The organism is Bradyrhizobium stylosanthis (assembly GCF_001641335.1).
Classification (GTDB): Bacteria; Pseudomonadota; Alphaproteobacteria; order Rhizobiales; family Xanthobacteraceae; genus Bradyrhizobium; species Bradyrhizobium stylosanthis.
This window is the reverse complement of sequence record NZ_LVEM01000004.1, coordinates 442,561-464,936: the sequence shown is the minus strand read 5'-3', so window position 1 is coordinate 464,936 and position 22,376 is coordinate 442,561. Positions and strand designations below refer to the sequence as shown.

The window sequence follows — 22,376 nt, the reverse complement described above, 5'->3', positions numbered from 1 at the left end:
ACCGACATGTCCGAGCAGATCACCCTCACGCCGCGGCAGCGACAGGACTTGCGCACCATCGCCGCGATGATCGTTCCGCCGAGCGAGGAATACCGCGTCCCCGGCGCCGATGACGACATCATCCAGGCCGACATCATCGCAACCCTCGGCCGGGACGCCAGGTTGGTCGCGGCGGCGCTGGATCATCTGGCCCGGCTCGCCGGCATGCCGCTCTCCGACCTCGAACCAGCCGCGCGCGAAAATGTCGCGCAGCAGTTTCGCATCGCCGGCGGCGCGCCTGCCGCAACGCTCGTCCGCGTCGTGCTGCAATGCTACTACCGCGACGACCGCGTGCTGCGCTCGCTCGGGCTCGAGCTGCGCGCGCCGTTCCCCAAGGGCTATGTGCTGCCGGACGGCGACTGGTCGCTGCTCGATCCGGTCAAGGCGAGGGCGGGCACGCTGCGGCGGGCGACCTAGCCACCTGGGTAGTCAAGCACTGGCAGGGCAGCCTTGCGCTCCCGGCGGACACTTGCGCGGCAGGGAACAGGCCACCATTTGTGTGAGCCTCAAGGACTCTTGCCATGCTGGATTTTACCTCAGACATCGCTGATGACGTCGCGTCATCGCGAACGACAGCGGCTGCGCCGGCGGATGACCGGGCGCTGCTGGACGCCTATTCCAATGCCGTGATCGACGTTACCGACCGCGTCGGCCCGGCGGTCGTGCGCGTCGAGACCGGTCCCAAGGTGCCGAACGGCCGCGAGCGCGGCGGGCTCGGCTCGGGCATCGTGATCTCGCCGGACGGGCTTGTCCTCACCAATAGCCACGTGGTCGGCTCTTCGAAGGAGATCCGGCTGCGCGACGTGGAGGGTCATGTCGGCGATGCGCAGGTGCTCGGTGTCGACCCCGACACCGATCTTGCGCTGCTGCGCGCCAATGGCGTGCGCGACTTGCCCTATGCCGCGCTCGGCAACTCCAAGACCTTGCGGCGTGGCCAGCTCGTGATCGCGATCGGCAATCCGCTCGGCTTCGAATCGACCGTGACGGCCGGCGTGGTCTCGGCGCTCGGGCGCTCGATCCGCTCGGTCAGCGGCCGCACCATCGAGGACGTGATCCAGACCGATGCTGCGCTCAACCCCGGCAATTCCGGCGGGCCGCTGGTGTCGTCGAATGCCGAGGTGATCGGCATCAACACGGCCATCATCAACGGCGCGCAGGGCATCTGCTTTGCGGTCGCCAGCAACACCGCGCAGTTCGTGCTGTCGGAGATCATCCGCCACGGCTATGTCCGCCGCGCCTATATCGGCGTTGCCGGACAGACCGCCCCGGTCCCGCGGCGGCATGCGGTGCTGGCCGGCGTCGAGAACAAGATGGGCGCGCTGCTGATGCAGATCGAGCCGGACGGCCCCGCGGCCAAGGCGGGCCTGTTGCCCGGCGACGTCGTGATCAGGCTCGACGGCGTCGAGATCAATGGCGTCGACGATCTGATCCGGGTGCTCGACCGTGACCGGATCGGCCGGCGGCTGGCCATGGACGTGCTGCGGCTCGGCCGCCTGCGGGGGATCGACATCGATCCCATCGAGCGCAAGCCGGCGCGCTAGCGTTACGCGCCCGGGAAGGGGTATGACGGTGTCATGCCCCGTTTCCGGAAACCCGCCGCATGATGCCGGCGCACGAGACCTACGACGTCGTCGTGATCGGCGCCGGCGCCGGCGGGATGACGGCGGCGGCCGTTGCCGCGGCCGAGGGCCTGCGGGTGCTGGTGATCGAGAAGACCGCCTTTGTCGGCGGCACCACGGCCTGGTCCGGCGGCATGGTCTGGATTCCCGCCAATACCAAGATGAAAGAGGCGGGACTGTCCGACAGCATCACCGATGCCGTCCAATATCTGTCGGGCACGGTCCCCGAGCCCGCCAATGCCGGCTTGCGCGCTGCCTTCCTGGCGCGCGGGCCGGAGGCGGTCGCGTGGCTCGAGGCCAACACCGAGGTGCGGCTCCAGTCCGTAAAAGTCTATCCGGATTATTATCCGGAGCGGCTGGGCGCAACGTCGGGCGGCCGCGTGCTGGAGCCGGTGGCTTTCGACGGCACACGGCTCGGCCAGGCTTTCGCGCGGCTGCGGCCGCCGTTGCCGGAATTTACGCTGTTCGGCGGGATGATGGTCAACCGGCTCGACATTCCGCATCTGCGGCGTGTCGGCAAATCGCTGCGCTCGACCTTGCGGGTAGCGCGGCTGGTTTTCGCCTACGCGTTGCAGCGGCTGCGCAGCCCGCGCGGCACGACGCTGCATCTTGGCAATGCGCTCGCCGCGCAGCTTTACGCCTCGCTGCTGGCGCGGCAGGTCGAGATCCTCTTCAGCGCGGATGTCGAGGATCTCTCGATGCAGGGCGATCGCGTCGCCGGCGTGGTGATCCGTCATGGCGCGCGCGATCGCCTGATCGCGGCGCGCCGCGGCGTGGTGCTGGCGACCGGCGGCTTCTCGCACGACGCGAGTTTGCGGAAACGCTTCTTCCCGCCTGCCGCCGGATTTGTCTCGGCCACGAGCACGTCGGGCACGGGCGACGGGCTGCGGCTTGCGGCGACGGCCGGTGCCGCGCTCAATACTGACGCGACCAGCCCTGCCTATTGGGTCCCTGCCTCGCTGTTCCGGCGCGCCGACGGCAGCCGCGGCGTGTTCCCGCACACGGTGACCGACCGCGCCAAGCCGGGCGTGATTGCCGTCAACGCGGCCGGCCGGCGCTTCGTCAACGAGGCGCTGTCCTACCACGAGTTCGTGCTTGCCATGCTGCGCGACGGCAATGGCGAGCCGGATCGGCCGTTCTATCTCGTCTGCGACCGCGCGTTCCTGTGGGCTTACGGTCTCGGCCGTATCAAGCCGTTCACGCGTAGTGTCCGACGCTATGTCGCAAGCGGCGAGTTGATCGAGGCACCCGACATCGCGCAGTTGGCGGCGAAGATCGCCATCAAGCCTTCCGTGCTCGCGGCGACGATTGCCGGCTACAACGAAGCTGCGAAGGAAGGTCGCGATACCGAATTCGGCCGCGGCAGCACCTTCTACCAGCGCCATCTCGGCGATGCCGCCCATAAGCCGAACCCTTGCGTCGCGCCGATCCTCCGTGCGCCGTTCTTTGCGATGCGGATCTATCCCGCCGACCTCGGCACCGCGATCGGCATGAAGGTGGATGCGCAAGGACGCGTGCTGCGAGATGACGCCACGCCGATTGCGGGGCTCTATGCCTGCGGCAACGACATGGGCTCGATCATGAACGGCAATTATCCGGGACCGGGCATTACGCTCGGGCCGGCGCTGACGTTCGGGTATATCGCGGGGCGGCATCTGGCGGAGGGCGGGGTGATGTCGATGTTGACGCCAGTCGCCGCCACCACGTCGGTCTAGCCATCTCCGCCACTGTCATGCCCCGCGAAAGCGGGGCATCTAGGACGCCGCGGCCTATCGGTATGATCACAACCGTCTCGGAGTACTGGATCGCCTGCCTTCGCGGGCGATGACACCGAATGTGTGGCGAGCGCGTCCTACAATCTCGTCATTGCGAGCGCAGCGAAGCAATCCAGGCTCCCTCCGCGGAGGGACCCTGGATTGCTTCGTCGCTAGCGCTCCTCGCAATGACGGGGAGAGAGGCTCGCGCCTATCCGCTACTCCGCAGCCGCGGCAAAGCGGCTGTTGTCCAGCTCGGCCTCGAGCCGCGCCTTCTCGGCCGCTGCCAGCTTGATATTGGCTTCCTTGACGTGGCCGAAGCCGCGGATGGTTTCGGGCACCTTCGCGAGCCGTGCCAGTAGTGGGATCTGCTCCGCCTTCAGCCCGGCGATCCGCTGGTCGATCATGGCAAGATAATCCTCGACCAGCTTCCGCTCGGTCCGGCGCTCCTCGGTGCGGCCGAACGGATCGAACGCGCCGCCGCGCAGGAATTTCAGCTTGGCCAGCACGCCGAAGGCGTGGAGCATCCAGCCGCCGAACTCCTGTTTCTGAAGACGGCCGGTCGCCTTGTCGCGCTTGGCGAAGATCGGCGGTGCCAGATGGTACTTCAGCGTGAAGTCGCCATCGAACTTCGCCGACACCTTCTTTGCAAAGCTGCCGTCGGTGTAGAGCCGCGCGACCTCGTACTCGTCCTTGTAGGACATCAGCTTGAACAGGTTTTTCGCAACCGCCTCGGTCAGCTCCGTGGACGCGGGCGAAGCAACGCTCTCCGCCTTCCGCACCTTGGCGACCGCGGCGAGATAGCGGTCGGCATAGGCCTTGTCCTGGTAGCCGGTCAGGAACTCGGCACGGGTGGCAATGATGTCGTCGAGCGATTTCGCCGGCGCGGACGCCCGGGCCTTGAACTGGAGCACGCTGCGCACCCGCGACATGTCGTGGGCGGCAAGGCGTCCCCAGGTGAAGGCGAGCTTGTTCATCTCGATCGCGGCGCCGTTGATCTCGATGGCCCGGAGCAGGGCTTCCAGCGACAGCGGGATCGCGCCCTTCTGGAAGGCGAAGCCGAGCATGAACGGATTGGTCGCGATGCTGTCGCCCATCAGCGCCGCGGCGATGCCGGTGGCGTCGATGATGTCGAGGTTCTTGTCGCCGACGGCATCGCGCAGCACGGTTTGCATCGTGCCCATCTCGAAATCGATGTCGGGGTTCTGTACGAAGCTCGCGGTCGGCTGCAGATCGGCGTTGATATACGCTTTCGTCACGCCGCGCTCGGCGCGGCTGAGCGCGGTCGGGCCGGCCGAGACGATCATGTCGCAGCCGAGGATGACGTCGGCGCCGCCGGTGGTGATGCGGACGGCCGAGATGTCCTCAGGCTTCGGCGCGATGCGCACATGGCTCATCACCGCGCCGTTCTTCTGCGACAGGCCGGTGAAGTCCAGCGCCGAGCAGCCGCGGCCGTCGACATGGGCAGCCATGCCGAGCAGCGCGCCGATGGTGATGACGCCGGTGCCGCCGATGCCGGTGACGAGGATGTTGTAGGGACCGTCGAGCTCACGCGCGGGCGGCAGCGGCAGGTCGGCAAAGAGCTGGCCGGAATCGACCGCCGAGGTCTTCATGCGCTTGAGCGAGCCGCCATGCACGGTCACAAAACTCGGGCAGAAGCCTTCGACGCAAGAAAAATCCTTGTTGCAGTTCGACTGGTCGATCTGGCGCTTGCGGCCGAACTCGGTCTCCAGCGGCTGCACCGAGACGCAGTTGGAGGCCTGCGAGCAGTCGCCGCAGCCTTCGCAGACCAGCTCGTTGATGAAGGCGCGCTTGGCCGGATCCGGATAGAGCCCACGCTTGCGGCGGCGGCGCTTTTCGGCGGCGCAGGTCTGGTCGTAGATCACGACCGTCAGGCCCTTGATGTCGCGCAGCTCGCGCTGCACCGCATCGAGCTCGCGCCGGTGATGGATCGTCGCGCCTTGCGGGAAGTAATTGCCTTCAGGGTATTTGCCGGGATCGTCCGAGACGATCGCGAGCCGCTTGACGCCCTCGGCCCAGACCTGGTGCGCGATCTGCGCGACGTTGAAGGCTCCTTCGGCCGGCTGGCCGCCGGTCATGGCGACGGCATCGTTGTAGAGGATCTTGTAGGTGATGTTGATTCCGGCGGCCGATGCCGCGCGAAGGGCGAGCAGACCCGAATGCGTGTAGGTGCCGTCGCCGAGATTCTGGAAGATGTGCTTCTCGGTGGTGAAGGGCGACTGGCCGATCCAGTTCACGCCCTCGGCGCCCATATGCGAGATCAGGTCGGTGCGGCGGGTCGGCATGCTCAGGGCCATGCCGTGGCAGCCGATGCCGGCCATCGCGCGGCTGCCTTCGGGCACGCGGGTTGACGAATTGTGCGGGCAGCCCGAGCAGAAGAACGGTGTGCGCGCGAGCTTGATCTGCGAGGTGGTGGTGACGGGACTATCGAACGCCTCGAGCCGGGCGAGGCGCTGCTCCAGCACCGGGCTGTGATGGCCGAGCTTGCGCAGGCGCTTCACCAGCGCGCCGGCGACGATGGTCGGCGTCAGCTCGCCCTCGCTCGGCAGCAGCGGCGCGCCGGTCTCGTCGCGCTTGCCCGTGACGGTCGGACGCTTCGAGGCATCGATATTGTAGAGGATGCGCATCAACTGGTCTTCGATGAAGCCGCGCTTCTCCTCGACCACGAGCACGTCCTGCAAACCTTCGGCAAAGCGCTTCGCGCCGCTTTCCTCCAGCGGCCAGGTCAGAGCGACCTTGTAGATGCGAAGGCCCAGGTCCTGCGCGTCCTTGTCGGTGATCCCGAGGTCGGCGAGGGCCTGGCGCAAATCGAGATAGGCCTTGCCGGTCGCGACGATGCCGAGCCGGGCCGGCTTCGAATCCAGCACGATGCGGTCGAGCTGGTTGGCGCGGGCGAAGGCCTGCACCGCGGCCATCTTCGGTCCGAACAGGCGCTTCTCGGCCTCCAGCGGCGGATCGGGCCAGCGGATGTTGAGGCCGCCGGGCGGCATCTCGAAATCATCGGGCAGGATGATCTTGATGCGCTCGGGGTCGCTGTCGATCGAGGCCGAGCTCTCCACGGTCTCGCTGATCGCCTTGAAGCCGACCCAGCAGCCCGAGAAGCGCGACAGCGCAAAGCCGAGGAGGCCGAGGTCGAGATAGTCCTGCAGCGTCGCCGGATTGATGACGGGGATCAGCGCCGCCGCGAACACCTGCTCGCTCTGATGCGCCAGCGTCGAGGATTGGCAGCCATGGTCGTCGCCGGCGAGAGCGAGCACGCCGCCGTTGAGCGAGGTGCCCGCCGCATTGGCATGCTTGAGCGCGTCGACCGAGCGATCGACGCCGGGGCCCTTGCCGTACCAGATGCCGAACACGCCATCGACCTTGGCGCCGGGGAACAGGCCGACCTGCTGGCTGCCCCAGACCGCGGTCGCCGCCAGATCCTCGTTCAGGCCGGGGACGAAGGCGATGTCGTGCTGCTGGAGGAAAGACTTCGCGCGCCACAGCGCGTGGTCGTACATGCCCAGCGGGGAACCACGATAGCCCGAGATGAAGCCGCCGGTGTTGAGCCCCTGAAGCCGGTCGCGTTCGCGCTGCAACATGGGCAGGCGGACCAGCGCCTGCGTGCCGGACAGGAAGATCCGCTTCGATTCGAGCCGGTATTTGTCGTCCAGCTCGACCTGCATCAGCGTCATTTCAGGAGTCCTTGTCGTCTTGCTCGGCGGGATTTTGCGCTGCGGGAAGGGGGTGCGCCTGCGCGACGCGAATTGTGACAGTCAAAGCCATGGACCGGCGAAGTCAATATCGCTGGCCGCATCCGTGGCGGTCCTGTTAGTCATGGCTGCCTGTGGAGAAGACCGATGACCGCAAACGCATTCGAGACCGAGATCACCGAGACAGCAGAGGCCTTGATCGGCCCGTGGCGCAAGCCGCGCCAGATGCTGCAGGCACAAACCTACGACGCGCATGCCTCGATCCACGACGACGCCACCGCGCAGAAGCTCGGCTTCAAGGGCGGCACCATCGAGGGCCCGACGCATTTCAGCCAGTTCGCCCCGCTCGGCGCGCGGCTCTGGGGGCAGGCCTGGTTCGAGAGCGGCTGCCTGTCCGCGCACTACCGCAGCGTCTGCTACGAGGGCGAGGAGGTGCAGGCGATCCTGTCGAAGCCGCTGCCCGGCACGCGCCAGTGCCAGATCCAGATGGTGAAGCGCGACGGCACCGAGGTGCTGCGCGGCACGGCCTGCATCGGCGAGCCGCACGCGGCGACCGCGCTCGAGACCCGCCTCACCGAGCTGAAGCCGCTCGCCGATCCCGTGATCCTGCGCGACGTCAATGTGGCGCAGACCGGCAGGCGCCAGACGGTGCGGATGGCGTTCGACCAGAACATGGGCGACCTCTATCCGTTCTCGCTGCGGCAGAAGCTCGCGGTCATCACCGAGAGCTCGCCTTACTATGCGAGCGGCGACAATCCGTGGCGCAAGCCCATCATCCCGATGGAGATGCTGAGCGTGCTGTTCCAGTACCGCTCCAAGGAGGATCCGCTGCCGGCCAAGGGGCCGGCCGTCGGCCTGTTCGCCGACCAGGAGATCCGCCTGGTCAAGGGGCCGCTCTTCGTCGACGAAGACTACGAGGTCGAGCGCGAGGTGGTCGCGCTCTCCGGCAGCCGCCGCACCGAAAGCGCCTGGGCAAAGACGCGCGTGTTCGACAAGGCGGGCACGCTGGTGGCGACGATGCTGCTCAACATGGCGACGCTGAAGGAGTCCTATGCGCCATATGAGGAGGAGTACCGGCGGCTGTATGGAAATACTGTCCGCTAGAAAACGAGCTTCGCGACCGCTCATCCTCTAGGCAGATGCACGCCGCAAGGCCGTCGCACAGGGAATAAGCAGGCGTCCGCTTCTCGCCTAAGTTTCTGAGCACGCAACGAATTCTCTCGCGGCCCGCGCTTCGCCGTCATTGTACACAATGGCACGCCGCTTGCAGAACTCTCCGTAACGAGAGTTCTCGCGAGGGGCGTGATGTTGAACTCAAGCAAGCCGACACTGGGCGTCATCAACGCCGAGCCCGAGCCGATCAAGCTCGACTGGGCCGCTACCGCGCTCCTCATCATCGACATGCAGCGCGACTTCATGGAGCCCGGCGGCTTCGGCGAGACGCTCGGCAACGACGTCAGCCAGCTCGCGCGCGCGGTGAAGCCGATCGGAGCGGTGCTGAAGGCGGCGCGCGACACCGGCATGCTGGTGATCCACACGCGCGAGGGCCATCTGCCCGATCTCTCCGACGCGCCGCCGGCAAAGGTCGAGCGTGGCGCGCCGTCCTTGCGCATCGGCGATCCCGGCCCGATGGGGCGCATCCTCATTCGCGGCGAAGCGGGCCACGACATCATTCCCGAGCTCTATCCGCTCGACAGCGAGGTCGTGATCGACAAGCCCGGCAAGGGTGCGTTCTACGCCACCGAGCTCACCGACGTCCTGGAAAAATACGGCATCGAGAATTTGCTGGTGTGCGGCGTCACCACCGAAGTGTGCGTCAACACCACGGTGCGCGAGGCCAATGACCGCGGCTATCGCTGCGTCGTCATGTCCGACGGCTGCGCATCCTACTTCCCCGAGTTTCACGAGATGGGCCTGAAGATGATCAAGGCCCAGGGCGGCATCTTCGGCTGGGTCGCGGATTCAGCCGCAGTTCTGGAGGCAATGAAGGTTTCGACCACATAGGGGTATTGTCATGAGCACATTGACGGGGACGGCCGGCAGTTCTGATCTGAACAAGGCTGGATTCAAGCCGGCACTATGGACATCGGGCGACTGGAACGCGTTCTTCGGCTTCGGCACCAACATCCTCGTCAACATGCTGGTGCTTACGGGCCTGCTGCGCTTCGTTCTGAAGATGCCTGATAGCTTGGTGTTCGGCCGCATCCTGCCCGCGCTCGGGCTGATGATGTGCCTCTCCACCTTCTACTATGCCTATCTCGCCTATCGCCTCGCGCAGAAGACCGGCCGCGACGACGTCTGCGCGCTGCCGTCGGGCGTCAGCGTGCCGCACATGTTCATCGTCACCTTCGTCATCATGCTGCCGATCACGCTGAAGACCGGCGACCCGCTCAAGGGCTGGTCGGCCGGCCTCGTCTGGGTGTTCTTCCAGAGCTTCATCCTGATGATCGGCGGCTTCATCGCGCCGTTCATCCGCAGGATCACGCCGCGTGCGGCACTGCTCGGCACGCTTGCCGGCGTCTCCGTCACCTTCATCTCGATGCGCCCCGCGCTCGAGATGTACATGACGCCGCAGATTGGTCTCGTCTGCTTCGCCATCATCTTGGTGAGCTGGTTCGGCGGCGTGAAGTACTGGCGCGGCATTCCCGCCGGCCTCGTCGCGATCGCGGCCGGCATGATCATCGCCTGGGGCTCCAACCTGTTCGGGCTCGGTCTTGGCGGGTTGAGCATCGCGGGCGTCGGAGCTGCCTTCGCCAATTTCGGCTTCTCGGTGCCGATCCCGGCGGTGGGCTACGTCTTCTCCGGCTTCGAATTCCTCGGCATCATCCTGGTCACCGCCATTCCCTTCGGCATCTACGACCTCGTCGAGGCCATGGACAATGTCGAGAGCGCGGAAGCGGCCGGCGACGAATATCCCACCACGCGCGTCCTGACCGCCGACGGTGTCGTCAGCCTGATCGGCTGCTTGATGGGCAATCCCTTCATCAACGCCGTCTATATCGGCCATCCCGGCTGGAAGGCGATGGGCGGCCGCATCGGTTACTCCGCTGCGACCGGCATCATGGTGGTGGTGCTGGCCTGGTTCGGCATCATCTCGGTGCTGCTGGCGCTGGTGCCTGTCGTCGCGATCTCGCCGATCCTGCTCTATATCGGCATGCTCATCGGCGCGCAGGCGTTCCAGACCACGCCGGTCAAGCACGCGCCCGCGATCGTGCTGGCGCTGACGCCGCATCTGGCCGCCTGGGCCAAGTTACAGATCGATACCATGCTGGCCTCGACCATGACGGCGGCGGCAACCGTCGGCGGCATGGCGGCCGACAAGGCGGATGCGGTCAAGGTCGCCGCGGTCGCCGCGCTGCCGCAGCAGGGCGTGTTCTATCATGGCCTGGAGATCATGGGCGGCGGCTCGATTCTCGGCGGCCTCATCCTCGGTGCGATCGGTGTCTTCATCATCGAGCGCGATTTCGAGAAGGCGTCTGCCTTCGCGCTGGTCGGCGCTGTGCTGACCTATTTCGGCTTCATGCACGGCGAAGCGGTCGGCATCGGTGGCGGCTTCGGCGTCACGCCTCCCGTCGCCTTCGCCTATGCCGTGATGGCAGCCGGGATGTACGCACTCAGCCGGCGCACCAGCGAGCACTACGCGCCGCATCCGGAGATGTCGGCTGCGCCGGCGGAGTAGACGTGGGTAACTGCCGGGCGGCAACGTGCCGTCCGGCGCATTCTCCCTCTGGCGACGCTTACGCTCTGGACTCCATGCTCACCAGGACTTCCCCATCGACGATCTCGGGGTCTCCAAGATTGAGGTCGAGCAGGCTCGCCTGAACGAAACCCAGCACCTTGTCGTTGGCCGCATTGGCGCTCTCGCGGTCCTCGAATATCATCACGGCGACGCCGACGCCGTCGCCTCCGTCCAGCACATAATAAGATTTGAAGCCGGGCGATTCCCTCAGGATCTGACCGATGCCGCTCTTGGCACGGCGAGCTGCATCCGCGACCGAACGAACCTTGGTGTACTTTCGAACGAACATGTACATCAGGGCACCTATGCGTCTCAGGCCCTGCCACATGCATCAAAGCACATCAGGACGCTCCCGGACTAGGATTTCTTTCTGAGATGGGCGCCGGCCGGCCCTTCGGCTGGACGACGTCCGGCGCGGAATTCAGCCGCCCTTGACCGCTCCCGCAGTGAGCCCCGCCACGATCTGCCGCTGGGCGAGCACCGTCAGCAGCAGCACCGGGAAGGTCACGATCAGCGCGGCGGCGGCGAGCGGTCCCCAGCTCAACTGGTCGAACGAGATCATGTTGTAGACCGCGACGGGCAGGGTGCGCGTCTCGCGTCCCGCCAGCACGATGCCGAACACAAAATTGTTCCAGGAGAAGATCACGGCGAGGATGAAGGCGACCGCGATGCCGGGCTTGGCGATCGGCAACGCGACATGGCGAAACACCTGCCAGCGGCCGGCACCGTCGATCAGGGCGGCTTCCTCCAGCTCCATCGGCGTCGTCTCGAAATAGCCGATCATGATCCAGATCACGATCGGCACCGTGACCACGAGATGGATGATGATCTGCGGCACCAGCGTGCCGAGCAGGCCGAGCCACTGGAACAGCAGGAACAGCGGGATCAGATAGGACAGGCCCGGCGTGATGCGGGCGATCAGGATCACGATCGCGGATTTATGCGCGGCCATCCGCGCGATGCCGTAACCGGCGGGGACGCCGACGGCGAGCGCCAGCAACGTCGCGCTGCCCGTCACGATCAGGCTGTTGATGAAATAGGTCATGAAGCGGTTGGAGGCGAGCACGTCGGCATAGTTCTTCCAGGCGATGCGATCCGGAAAGAGCACCGGCGGGTAGGCGGCATTGTCGACCTCGAACTTGAGCGACAGCGACAGCATCCACAGGAAGAACAGGATCGCCGGCGACACGATGACGAAGACGGAGAGCCACAGGCCGATCTTGCCGATGATGTAACGGGGTGTCATGCGCCGCTCTTGATTTCGGTCCACACCATGCGCTGGCGGGCGTAGAGCATCACCGCCGCAAGCAGGACGATCAGCAGGAAGAACACGACCGCGATCGCCGAGCCGTAGCCGAGGTCGTAATAGGTGAAGGCGACGCTGTAGAGGTAGATGTTGATCGTCTCCGACGCCGAGCCGGGCCCTCCTTGCGTGATCGCGAAGATGATGTCGAAGCTCTTCACAGCGTCGATCATGCGGATCATGCCGGCGATGAACAGGAACGGCATGATCAGCGGCAGCGTGATGAAGCGGAACACCTGCCAGAAGCTGGCGCCATCGATCTGCGCGCTCTCGTAGGGCTCGGTCGGGATCGCAGCGAGGCCGCCGAGCACGATCAGCATCACCAGCGGCGTCCATTGCCAGGTTTCGACCAGCACCAGCGAGGGAATGACGGTTGCGGGGTGGAAGACCCAGAGCTGCGCCGGGATCCCGACCAGCGACAGCAGATAATTCAGCACGCCGAGCTGCGGATGGAACATCATGGTCCACACCAGCGCAATCGCCACGGGCGTTGCCATCATCGGCATGATGAAGACGCCGCGCAGGAATCCGCGGCCGGCGAACTTCTGGTGAAACACCACGGCCGAGAGCGTGCCGAGGATCAGCGGCAGCACCACCGACAGCACGGTGTAGACCAGCGTGTGGCCGACGGCCTCGAGAAAGCGCGGATCATTCGTGAGCCGCAGATAGTTGGAGAGCCCGACGAAGGTGGTCGGCGAACCGACCTTCCATTCGTTCATGCTCATCCAGATGGTGAAGACCCACGGGAAGATGATGATGGCAAGCACGACGACCAGCGCCGGCACCACGAACGGCCAATACGAGGGCGGCCGCAATTCCTTCTCCGGCGCGGCCTCGGTCGAAGCCGCGGCCGGAGTCGATTGTGTCAACGCACTCACGCCTTTTCGCTACGCTCCAGGATCGGCCGGAACTGATCGTGAGCCTTCTTCAACTCCGTAGCGGGGTCTGTGCCTGCGAGGGTCGACGTGACCGCCGCGCCGACAAGATCGCGGAATTCGGCGACCGGGATGATCACGGGCAGGCCGAGCTTGCTGATCTTGGCGGAATCGATCACCGATTGCAGCCACTCCTTGGGCATCTTCACGCCGCTCTGGACTTCGGCGTCGTTCAGGATCGAGTTGCGGAACGGCACGCCGCCGCCGGCCTGCAGCAGCCGCGCGCCCTGCTTCTTCGAGACCACCCACTGGCACAGCAGATAGGCGGCTTCCTTGTTCTTGCTCGCCGCGGCGATGCCGATGCCGTCGCCGTAAGTGGCCGAATACTGGCCCTTCGGTCCGGCCGGCACGACGGTGTAGCCGACCTTGCCGACGACGCGCGAGGCGGCGGGATCCTCCAGCGGCGGTGCCCAGCCGACGCCGTCGATCCACATCGCCGAGCGTCCTTGCGTGAACGAAGCCATCGACTCCATCCAGTTGAAGCCGGCGACGCCGGGCGGGGCGACCTTGGTCAGCAGCGTCTGATAGAGCTTTGTCGCCGCGACCGCCTCCGGGCCGTCGGTGAGGATGTTGCCCTTGGCGTCCAGGAATTCCCCGCCGTAGTTGAGGAAGAAGTTGGTCCACAACGTCATGTTGGCGTTGCGCAGGCCGCGCCCGACGAAGCCGTAGGTGCCATCCTTGGCGTCGGTGAGCTTCTCGGCGGCCGCGACCATCTCGTCGAGCGTCTTGGGGACCGCGACGCCCTTCTTCTGGAACAGCTCCTTGTTGTAATAGAGGATGAAATAGTCGACCGACCAGGGCAGCGACAGCATCTGGCCCTTGTCGTTCTTGGCGTATTGCAGGCCGGCGGCCGAGAAGTCGCTCTCGACGAGATCGGGCGCGGTCAGCGTCGGATCCTTCATGAACGGCGTCATGTCGGCGAGCCAGCCGGCTTTCTCGAACTGCCGCTTCTGCACGTGATAGCTGAGATGCACCACGTCGAAGCTCGGCCGCCCCGAGGTGAGCTCGATCACGACCTTCTGGCGTTGCTGCTGCTCGGGGATCTGCTCCGATTCGACCTGGATGCCGGTGAGCTCAGTGAATTCCTTGATGTTCTTTTGCAGGTTGTCGCCGCGCGGACCCTTGGCGAGGATCACCTCCAGCTTGGTCCCGGCATATTTCTTCCAGTTGACCTCGGCACGCGCCGGCAGCCCGGTCAGGCTGAGCGCGCCTGCTGCCGCGGTGCCGGTCAACAGCGTGCGGCGCGAAATGTTGTGGTTGGCCAATTGAGTCCCTCCCTCTCACTCATTTTCTTTGGGAGGGATACTAGCGGCCGTGCCACGCCTGCCTAGCCCTAATCTGCCGTCAGGGACGCACGGCCGGTGTTTCCATCGGCAGGCCGCGCGCCCGCGACATCAGGTACAGTTCGAGCGCGACCAGCTCGGGCGAGCCGTAATCATAGGCCTGGGCGCGGACGCCGCTCATGCAGCTGCGCAACCGGCGCTCGATCGACCCCAGCGTCTGCCACTCCAGGCGGTAGAGCGGATAGCCGGTCGGCTGCGCTTGCGTGATCGGCGCGCCCGCGAGGCGCTTGTCGAAATTGTCGTCATGGCAATTGGTGCAGGCGAGGTTGAGCTGCCCCTCGCGCTGCATGAAGAGATCGTGGCCCTGCTGGACGAACGGCTTGAGTTCGGGATCATCGCCGGCCGTGATCGGTACGCCGCGGGACTGGTGGGCGACGAAGGCGGACAGCGCGAGCAGGTCGCGGCTCTCGTAGGGCAGCGGCGTCGTCTGCTGTTGATTGGCCCGGCAGAGATTGATGCGCTGGTCGAGCGTGACGGGGCGGCCGAGCTGCCTGTCGAAGGCGGGATAGCGCGCCGCAACGCCTTTCATGCTGCCGCGCGCATCGCCATGGCAGTCGGCGCAGGCCTTGCCGGCGTCGCCGGTCTTCTTGCCCCAGAGTGCCTCGCCGTCGAGCACGAACAGCATGCCGGGATTGGACGTGTCGTCATCCTGCATGGCGCGCGTGTCGGGCCCCATGAACGAATAGCCGGAGCGGCGCGCATCCGGCGGGATTTCGCCGGCGAGGAGGGCAGGCCCCGTAATGACCAGGAGCGCCGCCGCTATCGCGCGCCAAACAATCATTCGACCGTGATCGATGCCGAGGCGGTGGATGAATATCCGTTGTCGCCGATCCACTCGAACTCGAACTTGCCGCTCTCCTTCGCGACCGTGAAGAACGAAAGATACGGGTTCGCCGCGATCGCGGGAAAGAGGTCGGCGCGGAAGATCTCGGCGCCGTTGTAGCGGCATGTGAAGCTCGCGATGATGTCGCGCGGCACGAGCTTTCCGTCCGCGGTGTGGCGGAAGCCGGTCTCCATGATGTGCGAGGTCAGCGTGCGGATCTCGATGATATCGCCGCGCTTGGCCTTTGCCGGGACGTTGATGAGCGCGGCCATCAGTTCATCTCCTCGGTGCAGGCGGCCAGCGTCACGACCACGTCGGCCGCGACCTGCCAGAAGGTGTCGTCGGAGAGGCGGGCAATCGCCACGACCTTCTGGGTGTCGGCGAGCCGGATCCTCGTCGAGACCTGGGCGCGGCCGGCGGAGGGAGTGAGATAGAAATTGCCGATATTCGGCTGCGGGTTCTTCTCGTTGAAGACGTGGATGCTCTTGACGTAGTCGGCCGCCGTCATCGGGCTCGCGACGCTCACCGTCATCGGCACGGTGTTGCCGTTCTCGACCAGCGGCGGAATGTCGAGCTTCACCCTGCCGGTGCGGATCTGCGCCTCGCCGACGACGTTGCGGATCGCCGTGGTGAGCATTGCGGGCGTCGCCTGCAGCGGCCGCAGCGTGATGACGGGGATCGTCCCGGCGACCGTGACGCCACCGGCAAGGCTCAAGAATCGTCGTCGCGTGGTTGGCATGAACCTAGTCCCGAAGCGCTGCAAGAAAAGCCACGATGTCCTCGATCTCCGCAGCCGACAAGATCGGCTTGCCGGCAAAATTGCGCCCGACGCGGACGAGGCCATCATTACGATAATAGGACGGCATGATGGTGTCGGGGTTGAAGCGCGCCGCGTCGACCAGACGAAGCCGCAACTGGCTCGCCGTCCAACGGTTCCCGGCACCGCTGAGATCGGGGGCGAGGTCGCCCTGGAAACGCGTTTCCGGGAACGGGCCGGAATGGCAGAGGATGCAGGTGGTCGTGCGCGCCAGCACCAGCGCGCGCCCGCGCGCGGCATCGCCCGGTGAGCCGGTGAGCGAATCCGGAATGCCGTCGCCGGTGATCTCATAGGGGGCAAGCTCGTCCGCGTTCGCCGCCCACGACAGGGCGAGGCCTGCGGCGATCAGCGCTGCGATATGGACGGTTGTTCTAGCCAAAGGTGTCCGCCGTGATGCTTTGAAACCAGCGCTCCGCCTCCGCCGCCTCGCGCGCGCGCAGTTCGCGCGGCGCATCGACCGGGCTGGTCGCACCGCCCTCGACCTCGGCGAAGATATCGCCCCTGGGCTGGTAGTTGCCGGCGAGCGAGAAGCCGTAATCGGGTGCGACGGTGTTGTAGCAGACGCCGGTCAGTCGCGGTGCCTCTGGCGTACGACCGGCGAGCAAAGCGACGATCGCAGTCGCGCAAGCCTTGCCCTGTGCGCTCGCGGCCGAGGCCGATTTGGGGATGCCGCCGCCGAGACAGGCGTCGCCGATGACGTGGATGTTCTTGACGAGCTTCGACTCGAAAGTGACGGGATCGATCGGGCACCAGCCGGTGTGATCCGCCGCGCCCGCGATCTCGGCAATGCGCGCCGCGCGCTGGGGCGGAATGACGCTGGCGACGTCAGGAGTGTAGTTGCCGAATTCGGTGACGATGGTTCTGGTCGCTGCATCGACGGAGGTCACGCGGCCGCCCTGCGACAGGCCAATGCGCTCGATCATGTCGCCGTAGAGCTCCTTCCAGGCCTTCTCGAACAGCCGTTGCTGGGAGAAATTGTCCTTGGCGTCCAGGACCAGCACTTTGGAGCGCGGCTTCTTCGTCTTCAGGTAATGGGCGATCAGGCTGGCGCGCTCGTAAGGCGCGGGCGGGCAGCGCGAGGGGTTGGCAGGGATCGCTATGACCACGGTGCCGCCGTCTTCCATCGCCTCCAGCTGCCGGCGCAGCAACAGCGTCTGTGCGCCGGCCTTCCAGGCATGCGGCATCCTTTCCGATGCGGCCTCGTCATAGCCGGGCATAGCCTCGAGATGGAAGTCGATGCCCGGGGATAGCACGAGACGATCGTAAGGCAGCGCCACACCGTCGGCCGTCAGGAGGCTGCGCTGCTGAGGCTCGATCGCGGCCACGGCCTGGCCGATCACGGTGATGCCATCGGCAGCGATCTTGTCGTAGCCGAACTGCTGCGCGTCGATGTCGCGCAGGCCCGCAATCACCTCGTTGCTGAAGGGACAGGAAGTGAAGACCGCGTTGGGTTCGATCAGGATGATCTGCAGGTCGGCCTGCGCGCGCTTCAGCGCGCGGGCGCAAGCCGCGCCGCCGAAGCCGCCGCCGACCACGACGACACGTGCCGTGGACTGCGCGCGCGAAATCGATGGCCGCGCGAGCGCTGCGGCCGCCATGGTGATGCCGAACACGGCATTCCGCCGTGTCACCGGGCGCATGGTCATCAGGGACATTCGAAAACGGCTGCGGCGGCGATCTCTCGCCGCCGCAGCATGTTGCTCTAGGCGAAGGTGATGTTCTGGTCGCGCAGCGGCACCGAGCGGATGCGCTTGCCGGTCGCAGCGAAGTAGGCGTTGAGCACCGCCGGCGCCGCAACGCCGATGGTCGGCTCGCCGACGCCGCCCCAGAACCCGCCGCTCGGCACCATCACCGATTCCACCTTCGGCATCTCGTTGATGCGCATCGAGTTGTAGGTGTCGAAGTTGCTCTGCTCGATCTTGCCGTCCTTGACGGTGCAGCCGCCATAGAACAGCGCGGACAGGCCGTAGACGAAGGAGCCGGCGATCTGCCGCTCCACCTGCGCCGGGTTGACGACGTAGCCCGGATCGGTGGAGGCGACGATGCGAAGCACCTTGATCTTGTTGCCGTCGGTCACCGAGATCTCGGCGGCGCCGGCGACATAGCTGCCATAGCCCATCACCTGCGCGATGCCGCGATAGACGCCCTGCGGCGCCGGCGTGGTCCAGCCGATCTTCTCCGCGACCGCATTGAGCACCGCCAGATGCTTGGGATGGTTGCCCATCAGCTTGCGGCGGAACTCGAGCGGGTCCTGGCCTGCGGCCTGGGCCAGCTCGTCCATGAAGCATTCCATGTAGATCGCGTTGTGATTGACGTTGACGCCGCGCCAGAAGCCCGGCGGAACGTGCGGGTTGCGCATCGCGTGCTCGACCAGCAGGTTCGGCACCGAGTAGCCGAACGCCGCTTCGCCGGTTTGGGCGACACCCTGGAACGCCGCGGGGTCCATGCCGTTCTGCAGCGCTTCGGGGCGCAGCGAGAACAGGATCGACTGCCCGGACAGGCGGTAGTGCAACGCGACCAGATTGTTGTTGGCATCGAACGCGCCGGTCATCTTGCACTGGGTGATCGGGTGATAGCGGCCGTGCGCCATGTCCTCTTCGCGCGACCACAGCAGCTTGATCGGCGTGCCGGGCATCTGCTTGGCGATCATCACGGCCTGACGGACATAGTCGGTCTGGCCGCGCCGGCCGAAGCCGCCGCCGAGCATCACCTTGTGCACGTCGCACTTCTCCGCCGGCAGGCCGGAGGCCTCCAGGACGGCCGCGAAGGCGGCCTCGCCGTTCTGGGTGCCGCACCAGACCTCGCACTTGTCCGCCGTGTAGACCGCCGTGGCGTTCATCGGCTCCATGGTGGCGTGGTTCTGGTAGGGATAGTTGTAGACGGCCTCGACCTTCTTGGCGGCGCTCGCAATCGCGGCCTTGGCGTCGCCGTTCTTGTTGCCGACATAGGCGGGCTGATCGTCGTTGAGGCCTTCGGCCAGCCACTTCGCGATCGACTCGCTGGAGACCTTGGCGTTCTCGCCCTCGTCCCAGACGATCGGCAGCGCTTCCAGCGCGGTCTTGGCGTGCCACCAGGTGTCGGCAACCACGGCGACCGCGGTGTCGCCGACCTTGACGACCTTCTTGACGCCTTTCATGCCGGTGACCTTGGCCTCGTCGTAGCTCTTCAGCTTGCCGCCGAACACCGGGCAATCCTTGATCGCGGCGTTCAGCATGCCCGGCAGCTTGACGTCGATGCCGTAGACCATCGCGCCGTTGGTCTTGTCGGCGGTGTCGAGGCGCAGCAGGCCCTTGCCGACCACCTTCCAGTCCTTCGGGTCCTTCAGCTTGACGTCGGCCGGCGGCGTCAACTTCGCGGCGGCCTCGGCGACCTTGCCGTAGGTCGTGGTTCGGCCCGTCGGCGTATGGGTGATGACGCTGCTCGCCGCCGTGCATTCGGAGGCAGGCACCTTCCATGCGTCGGCTGCGGCCTGGATCAGCATCACGCGCGCGGTGGCGCCGCCCTTGCGGACATAGTCCTGCGAGGAGCGGATGCCGCGGCTGCCGCCGGTGGAGAAATCGCCCCAGACGCGCTTGCGGGCAACGCTCTGGCCGGGGGTGGGATATTCGGTGGTCACCTTCGACCAGTCGCATTCGAGCTCCTCGGCGACGAGCTGGGCAAGGCCGGTGAGCGAGCCCTGGCCCATCTCGGAGCGGGCGATGCGGATCACGACGGTGTCGTCGGGCCGGACCACGACCCAGGCGCCGATCTCGGGCGAGCCGTCGGCGGCGCGCACCACGGCGGGGCCGCCGAAGGGGAGATCAAGGCCGATCGCAAGGCCGGTGCCGACAGCGGCGGTCCCGATCACGAAGGCACGACGGTTCATCTTGGGAGAGACGTGCTTGTTCATGGTGCGGCTCCTTACGCGCTTGCGATCGTGTGGATCGCCTCGCGCACCTGCTGGAAGGTGCCGCAGCGGCAGATGTTGGTGATGGCCTCGTCGATGTCGGCGTCGGTCGGCTTCGGCTTCTCGTTCAGCAGCGCCGCCACCGCCATGATCATGCCGCTCTGGCAATAGCCGCATTGCGGAACGTCCTTGGCGATCCAGGCCTCCTGCACCTTGTGCAGCGTGGCGCCGGAGGCGAGGCCTTCGATCGTCGTGATCTTCTTGCCCTCGGCCTCGCTGACCGAGACGCCGCAGGAACGCATGGCAACGCCGTCGATGTGGACCGTGCAGGCGCCGCATTGTGCGATGCCGCAACCGTATTTGGTGCCGGTCAGGCCGGCATTTTCGCGGATAGCCCAGAGCAGCGGGGTATCCGGCTCGACGTCGAGCGTGAAGGTTTTTCCGTTGATTGTTAGGTTTGCCATCGCAGTCCCCTGATTGGCCCAATCCACCGATTGGACTCAGGGGCGCAATGTGTCCGGCAAATTGGAACTGTTCAAATCAAGAGTTTGCGGGGCACCTGCCGAAGAAGCTGGCATGCGCCGGGAAGAATGCCGGCAGCGCGGTGTTGCGCCGCGCCAGGCCTTTCGGCGGGGCAACGCCTCTCCCGAGGCGCCAGCGCCGGGCCTGGGACGACGTCCCTGCGGTTCCTGCGCGTTGGACGGGCGGCAGTTTGTCCCTTTTGCCGGGGGTGCAAGACGACGGCGCTTTGCTACACTGCGCCCGACGCAAAAGGAGTTCCATCGACGTGGCAAGCCCTTGCAATGTGCTGATGTTCTATCCGCAGTTCACGGCGGAATCGTTCTGGAGCTTCGGCGAGTCCTGCAAATTGATGGGAGTCCGGCGCCCGGCCGCGCCGTTGGGGCTGATCACGGTCGCGGCGATGCTGCCCGAGAGCTGGACGGTCCGGCTGATCGATTGCAATACGCAACCCTTCGGCGAAGACGACCTCGCCTGGGCCGACGTCGTCTTCACCGGCGGCATGTTGCCGCAACAGGCCGACACGCTGCGCCTGATCGAGCTCTGCCGCGCTGCCGGCAAGCCGGTGGTGGTCGGCGGGCCCGATCCGACCTCCAGCCCCCACGTCTATGAGCGGGCCGACTTCCGGGTGCTCGGCGAGGCCGAGGGCGTCATCGACGAGTTCATCGCGGCCTGGGACAGCGGAGCTCGCTCCGGCGTCTTCACCGCGCCGAAATTCCAGGCCGACGTGACCAAGACGCCGGTGCCGCGCTTCGACCTTCTGAAATTCGAGGACTACCTCTATCTCGGTGTGCAATATTCGCGCGGCTGTCCGTTCACCTGCGAGTTCTGCGACATCATCGAGCTCTACGGCCGCGTGCCCAGGACCAAGACGGTCGAGCAGATGTTCGTCGAGCTCCAGACGCTCTACAACATGGGCTATCGCGGTCATCTCGACTTCGTCGACGACAATTTCATCGGCAACAAGAAGTCGCTCAGGCAGTTCCTGCCGCAGCTCGCCGAATGGCAGCGCGCCCACAACTATCCGTTCGAGCTGTCCACCGAGGCCTCGATCAATCTCGCCGACGATCCTGAATTGCTGGAGCTGATGGGCGCCGCCAACTTCTTCGGCATCTTCGTCGGCATCGAGAGCCCGGACCCGGCGACGCTGGTCGCGATGCGCAAGAAGCAGAACACGCGGCGCAACATCGCCGAGAGCATCCACAAGATCTATGCCGCCGGCATGCTGGTCACCGCCGGCTTCATCGTCGGCTTCGACAACGAGAAGGTCTCGATGGCCGAGGCGATGATCGACTTCATCGAGGAGGCGGCGATTCCCGTCGCCATGGTCGGCCTGCTCTATGCCTTGCCGAACACGCAGCTCACGCGCCGGCTCGAGCGCGAAGGCCGGTTGCATCCGGGCCACGATGTGGCGCCGACCATCGGTGCCGATCAGTGCACGGCCGGCATCAACTTCGATCCGGTCCGCCCGTTGCGCGACATCCTGACGGATTACAAGCGGGTGCTGGAGCACATCTACAGCCCCGCGGCGTATGCCAGGCGTGTCGACCGCCTGATGACGCTGCTCGACCGTTCCAGACAGCGCCATGAGCTCGCCGAAGGCGATATCCGCGCCAGGCTCGGAGCGATGGAGACCGTGCACCGCGTCGTCACCGCCCTTCCCGAGGCGCGTGCGCCGCTCTGGCAGACTTTCATGAACTGCGCCAAGCGCGACACGTCATCGGCGCGCATCGCCGTGCAGATGATCGCGGCCTATGCGCATCTCGGGCCGTTCTCGCGCAAGGTCATCGAAGCCATCGATACGCGCCTCGCCGCGCTCGACGACGAGACGGTCATCCCGGCGGCGACGATCGACGTGACTGCGGCGCGGCACCTGGCCTGAGCGT

19 protein-coding genes are annotated in these 22,376 nt (G+C 65.9%); 7 read left to right on the top strand and 12 right to left on the bottom strand.

The features are described from left to right. Positions 1 to 6: 6 nt before the first annotated feature. The 3 genes from A7X65_RS28620 to A7X65_RS28610 all read left to right on the top strand — a co-directional run bounded on the left by A7X65_RS28620 (position 7) and on the right by A7X65_RS28610 (position 3,373). Complete coding sequence (locus A7X65_RS28620; RefSeq protein WP_063691544.1) at positions 7 to 456, top strand: hypothetical protein; 450 nt, start codon at positions 7 to 9, stop codon at positions 454 to 456. A 104-nt stretch (positions 457 to 560) separates the two neighbouring features. Continuing rightward, a complete protein-coding gene (locus A7X65_RS28615) occupies positions 561 to 1,580 on the top strand; it encodes a S1C family serine protease (RefSeq protein ID WP_063691543.1) in 1,020 nt (339 codons plus the stop codon). Positions 1,581 to 1,639: 59 nt separating this feature from the next. Continuing rightward, the gene (locus A7X65_RS28610) at positions 1,640 to 3,373 is read left to right on the top strand and encodes an FAD-dependent oxidoreductase (protein ID WP_063691541.1); all 1,734 of its coding nucleotides are present in this window, start codon (positions 1,640 to 1,642) and stop codon (positions 3,371 to 3,373) included. Positions 3,374 to 3,630: 257 nt separating this feature from the next. Here A7X65_RS28610 and A7X65_RS28605 read toward each other — a convergent pair whose 3' ends face one another. After that, positions 3,631 to 7,107 carry an indolepyruvate ferredoxin oxidoreductase family protein gene (locus tag A7X65_RS28605; protein WP_063691539.1) on the bottom strand — a complete coding sequence of 1,159 codons (3,477 nt, stop codon included), beginning with the start codon at positions 7,105 to 7,107 and terminating at the stop codon, positions 3,631 to 3,633. A gap of 165 nt (positions 7,108 to 7,272) precedes the next feature. On the opposite strand from A7X65_RS28605, the gene A7X65_RS28600 reads away from it, so the two are divergent. The 3 genes from A7X65_RS28600 (at position 7,273) to A7X65_RS28590 (ending at position 10,804) form a co-directional block, all read left to right on the top strand. Next, positions 7,273 to 8,229, top strand: coding sequence for a hypothetical protein (locus A7X65_RS28600; protein ID WP_063691538.1), 957 nt, complete (start codon positions 7,273 to 7,275; stop codon positions 8,227 to 8,229). A gap of 201 nt (positions 8,230 to 8,430) precedes the next feature. Then, positions 8,431 to 9,129, top strand: coding sequence for a cysteine hydrolase family protein (locus A7X65_RS28595; protein ID WP_063691536.1), 699 nt, complete (start codon positions 8,431 to 8,433; stop codon positions 9,127 to 9,129). A gap of 10 nt (positions 9,130 to 9,139) precedes the next feature. Next, on the top strand, positions 9,140 to 10,804 hold the full coding sequence (locus A7X65_RS28590) for a hypothetical protein (RefSeq protein ID WP_063691534.1): 1,665 nt from the start codon (positions 9,140 to 9,142) through the stop codon (positions 10,802 to 10,804). A gap of 58 nt (positions 10,805 to 10,862) precedes the next feature. Here A7X65_RS28590 and A7X65_RS28585 read toward each other — a convergent pair whose 3' ends face one another. From A7X65_RS28585 to A7X65_RS28535, 11 genes are all read right to left on the bottom strand, one after another. Next, positions 10,863 to 11,159, bottom strand: a complete 297-nt coding sequence (locus A7X65_RS28585; RefSeq protein WP_063691532.1) for a hypothetical protein — start codon at positions 11,157 to 11,159, stop codon at positions 10,863 to 10,865. 126 nt (positions 11,160 to 11,285) lie between these two features. Then, complete coding sequence (locus A7X65_RS28580; RefSeq protein WP_063691530.1) at positions 11,286 to 12,110, bottom strand: carbohydrate ABC transporter permease; 825 nt, start codon at positions 12,108 to 12,110, stop codon at positions 11,286 to 11,288. Continuing rightward, positions 12,107 to 13,045 carry a carbohydrate ABC transporter permease gene (locus A7X65_RS28575; RefSeq protein WP_063691528.1) on the bottom strand — a complete coding sequence of 313 codons (939 nt, stop codon included), beginning with the start codon at positions 13,043 to 13,045 and terminating at the stop codon, positions 12,107 to 12,109. The genes A7X65_RS28580 and A7X65_RS28575 overlap by 4 nt, the downstream gene beginning before the upstream one ends. After that, entirely contained in the window at positions 13,042 to 14,367 is a 1,326-nt protein-coding gene (locus tag A7X65_RS28570) for an ABC transporter substrate-binding protein (RefSeq protein ID WP_063691527.1), read from the bottom strand. Before A7X65_RS28570 ends, A7X65_RS28575 begins: the two co-directional genes overlap by 4 nt. Before the next feature lie 79 nt (positions 14,368 to 14,446). Then, positions 14,447 to 15,226, bottom strand: a complete 780-nt coding sequence (gene soxA, locus A7X65_RS28565) for a sulfur oxidation c-type cytochrome SoxA (RefSeq protein ID WP_063691525.1) — start codon at positions 15,224 to 15,226, stop codon at positions 14,447 to 14,449. Beyond that, a complete protein-coding gene (gene soxZ, locus A7X65_RS28560; protein WP_063691523.1) occupies positions 15,223 to 15,540 on the bottom strand; it encodes a thiosulfate oxidation carrier complex protein SoxZ in 318 nt (105 codons plus the stop codon). Before soxZ ends, soxA begins: the two co-directional genes overlap by 4 nt. Continuing rightward, entirely contained in the window at positions 15,540 to 16,007 is a 468-nt protein-coding gene (locus tag A7X65_RS28555; RefSeq protein ID WP_063691522.1) for a SoxY-related AACIE arm protein, read from the bottom strand. Before A7X65_RS28555 ends, soxZ begins: the two co-directional genes overlap by 1 nt. Positions 16,008 to 16,011: 4 nt before the next feature. Then, a complete protein-coding gene (gene soxX / locus A7X65_RS28550) occupies positions 16,012 to 16,464 on the bottom strand; it encodes a sulfur oxidation c-type cytochrome SoxX (protein ID WP_063691520.1) in 453 nt (150 codons plus the stop codon). Continuing rightward, a complete protein-coding gene (locus tag A7X65_RS28545; RefSeq protein ID WP_430643554.1) occupies positions 16,457 to 17,740 on the bottom strand; it encodes an FCSD flavin-binding domain-containing protein in 1,284 nt (427 codons plus the stop codon). Before A7X65_RS28545 ends, soxX begins: the two co-directional genes overlap by 8 nt. 47 nt (positions 17,741 to 17,787) lie before the next feature. Next, positions 17,788 to 19,974, bottom strand: a complete 2,187-nt coding sequence (locus tag A7X65_RS28540; protein ID WP_063691518.1) for a xanthine dehydrogenase family protein molybdopterin-binding subunit — start codon at positions 19,972 to 19,974, stop codon at positions 17,788 to 17,790. 11 nt (positions 19,975 to 19,985) lie between these two features. After that, positions 19,986 to 20,435, bottom strand: a complete 450-nt coding sequence (locus A7X65_RS28535) for a (2Fe-2S)-binding protein (protein ID WP_063691516.1) — start codon at positions 20,433 to 20,435, stop codon at positions 19,986 to 19,988. A gap of 317 nt (positions 20,436 to 20,752) precedes the next feature. On the opposite strand from A7X65_RS28535, the gene A7X65_RS28530 reads away from it, so the two are divergent. Next, the gene (locus A7X65_RS28530; RefSeq protein WP_063692565.1) at positions 20,753 to 22,372 is read left to right on the top strand and encodes a B12-binding domain-containing radical SAM protein; all 1,620 of its coding nucleotides are present in this window, start codon (positions 20,753 to 20,755) and stop codon (positions 22,370 to 22,372) included. The last annotated feature ends 4 nt before the right edge of the window (positions 22,373 to 22,376 follow it).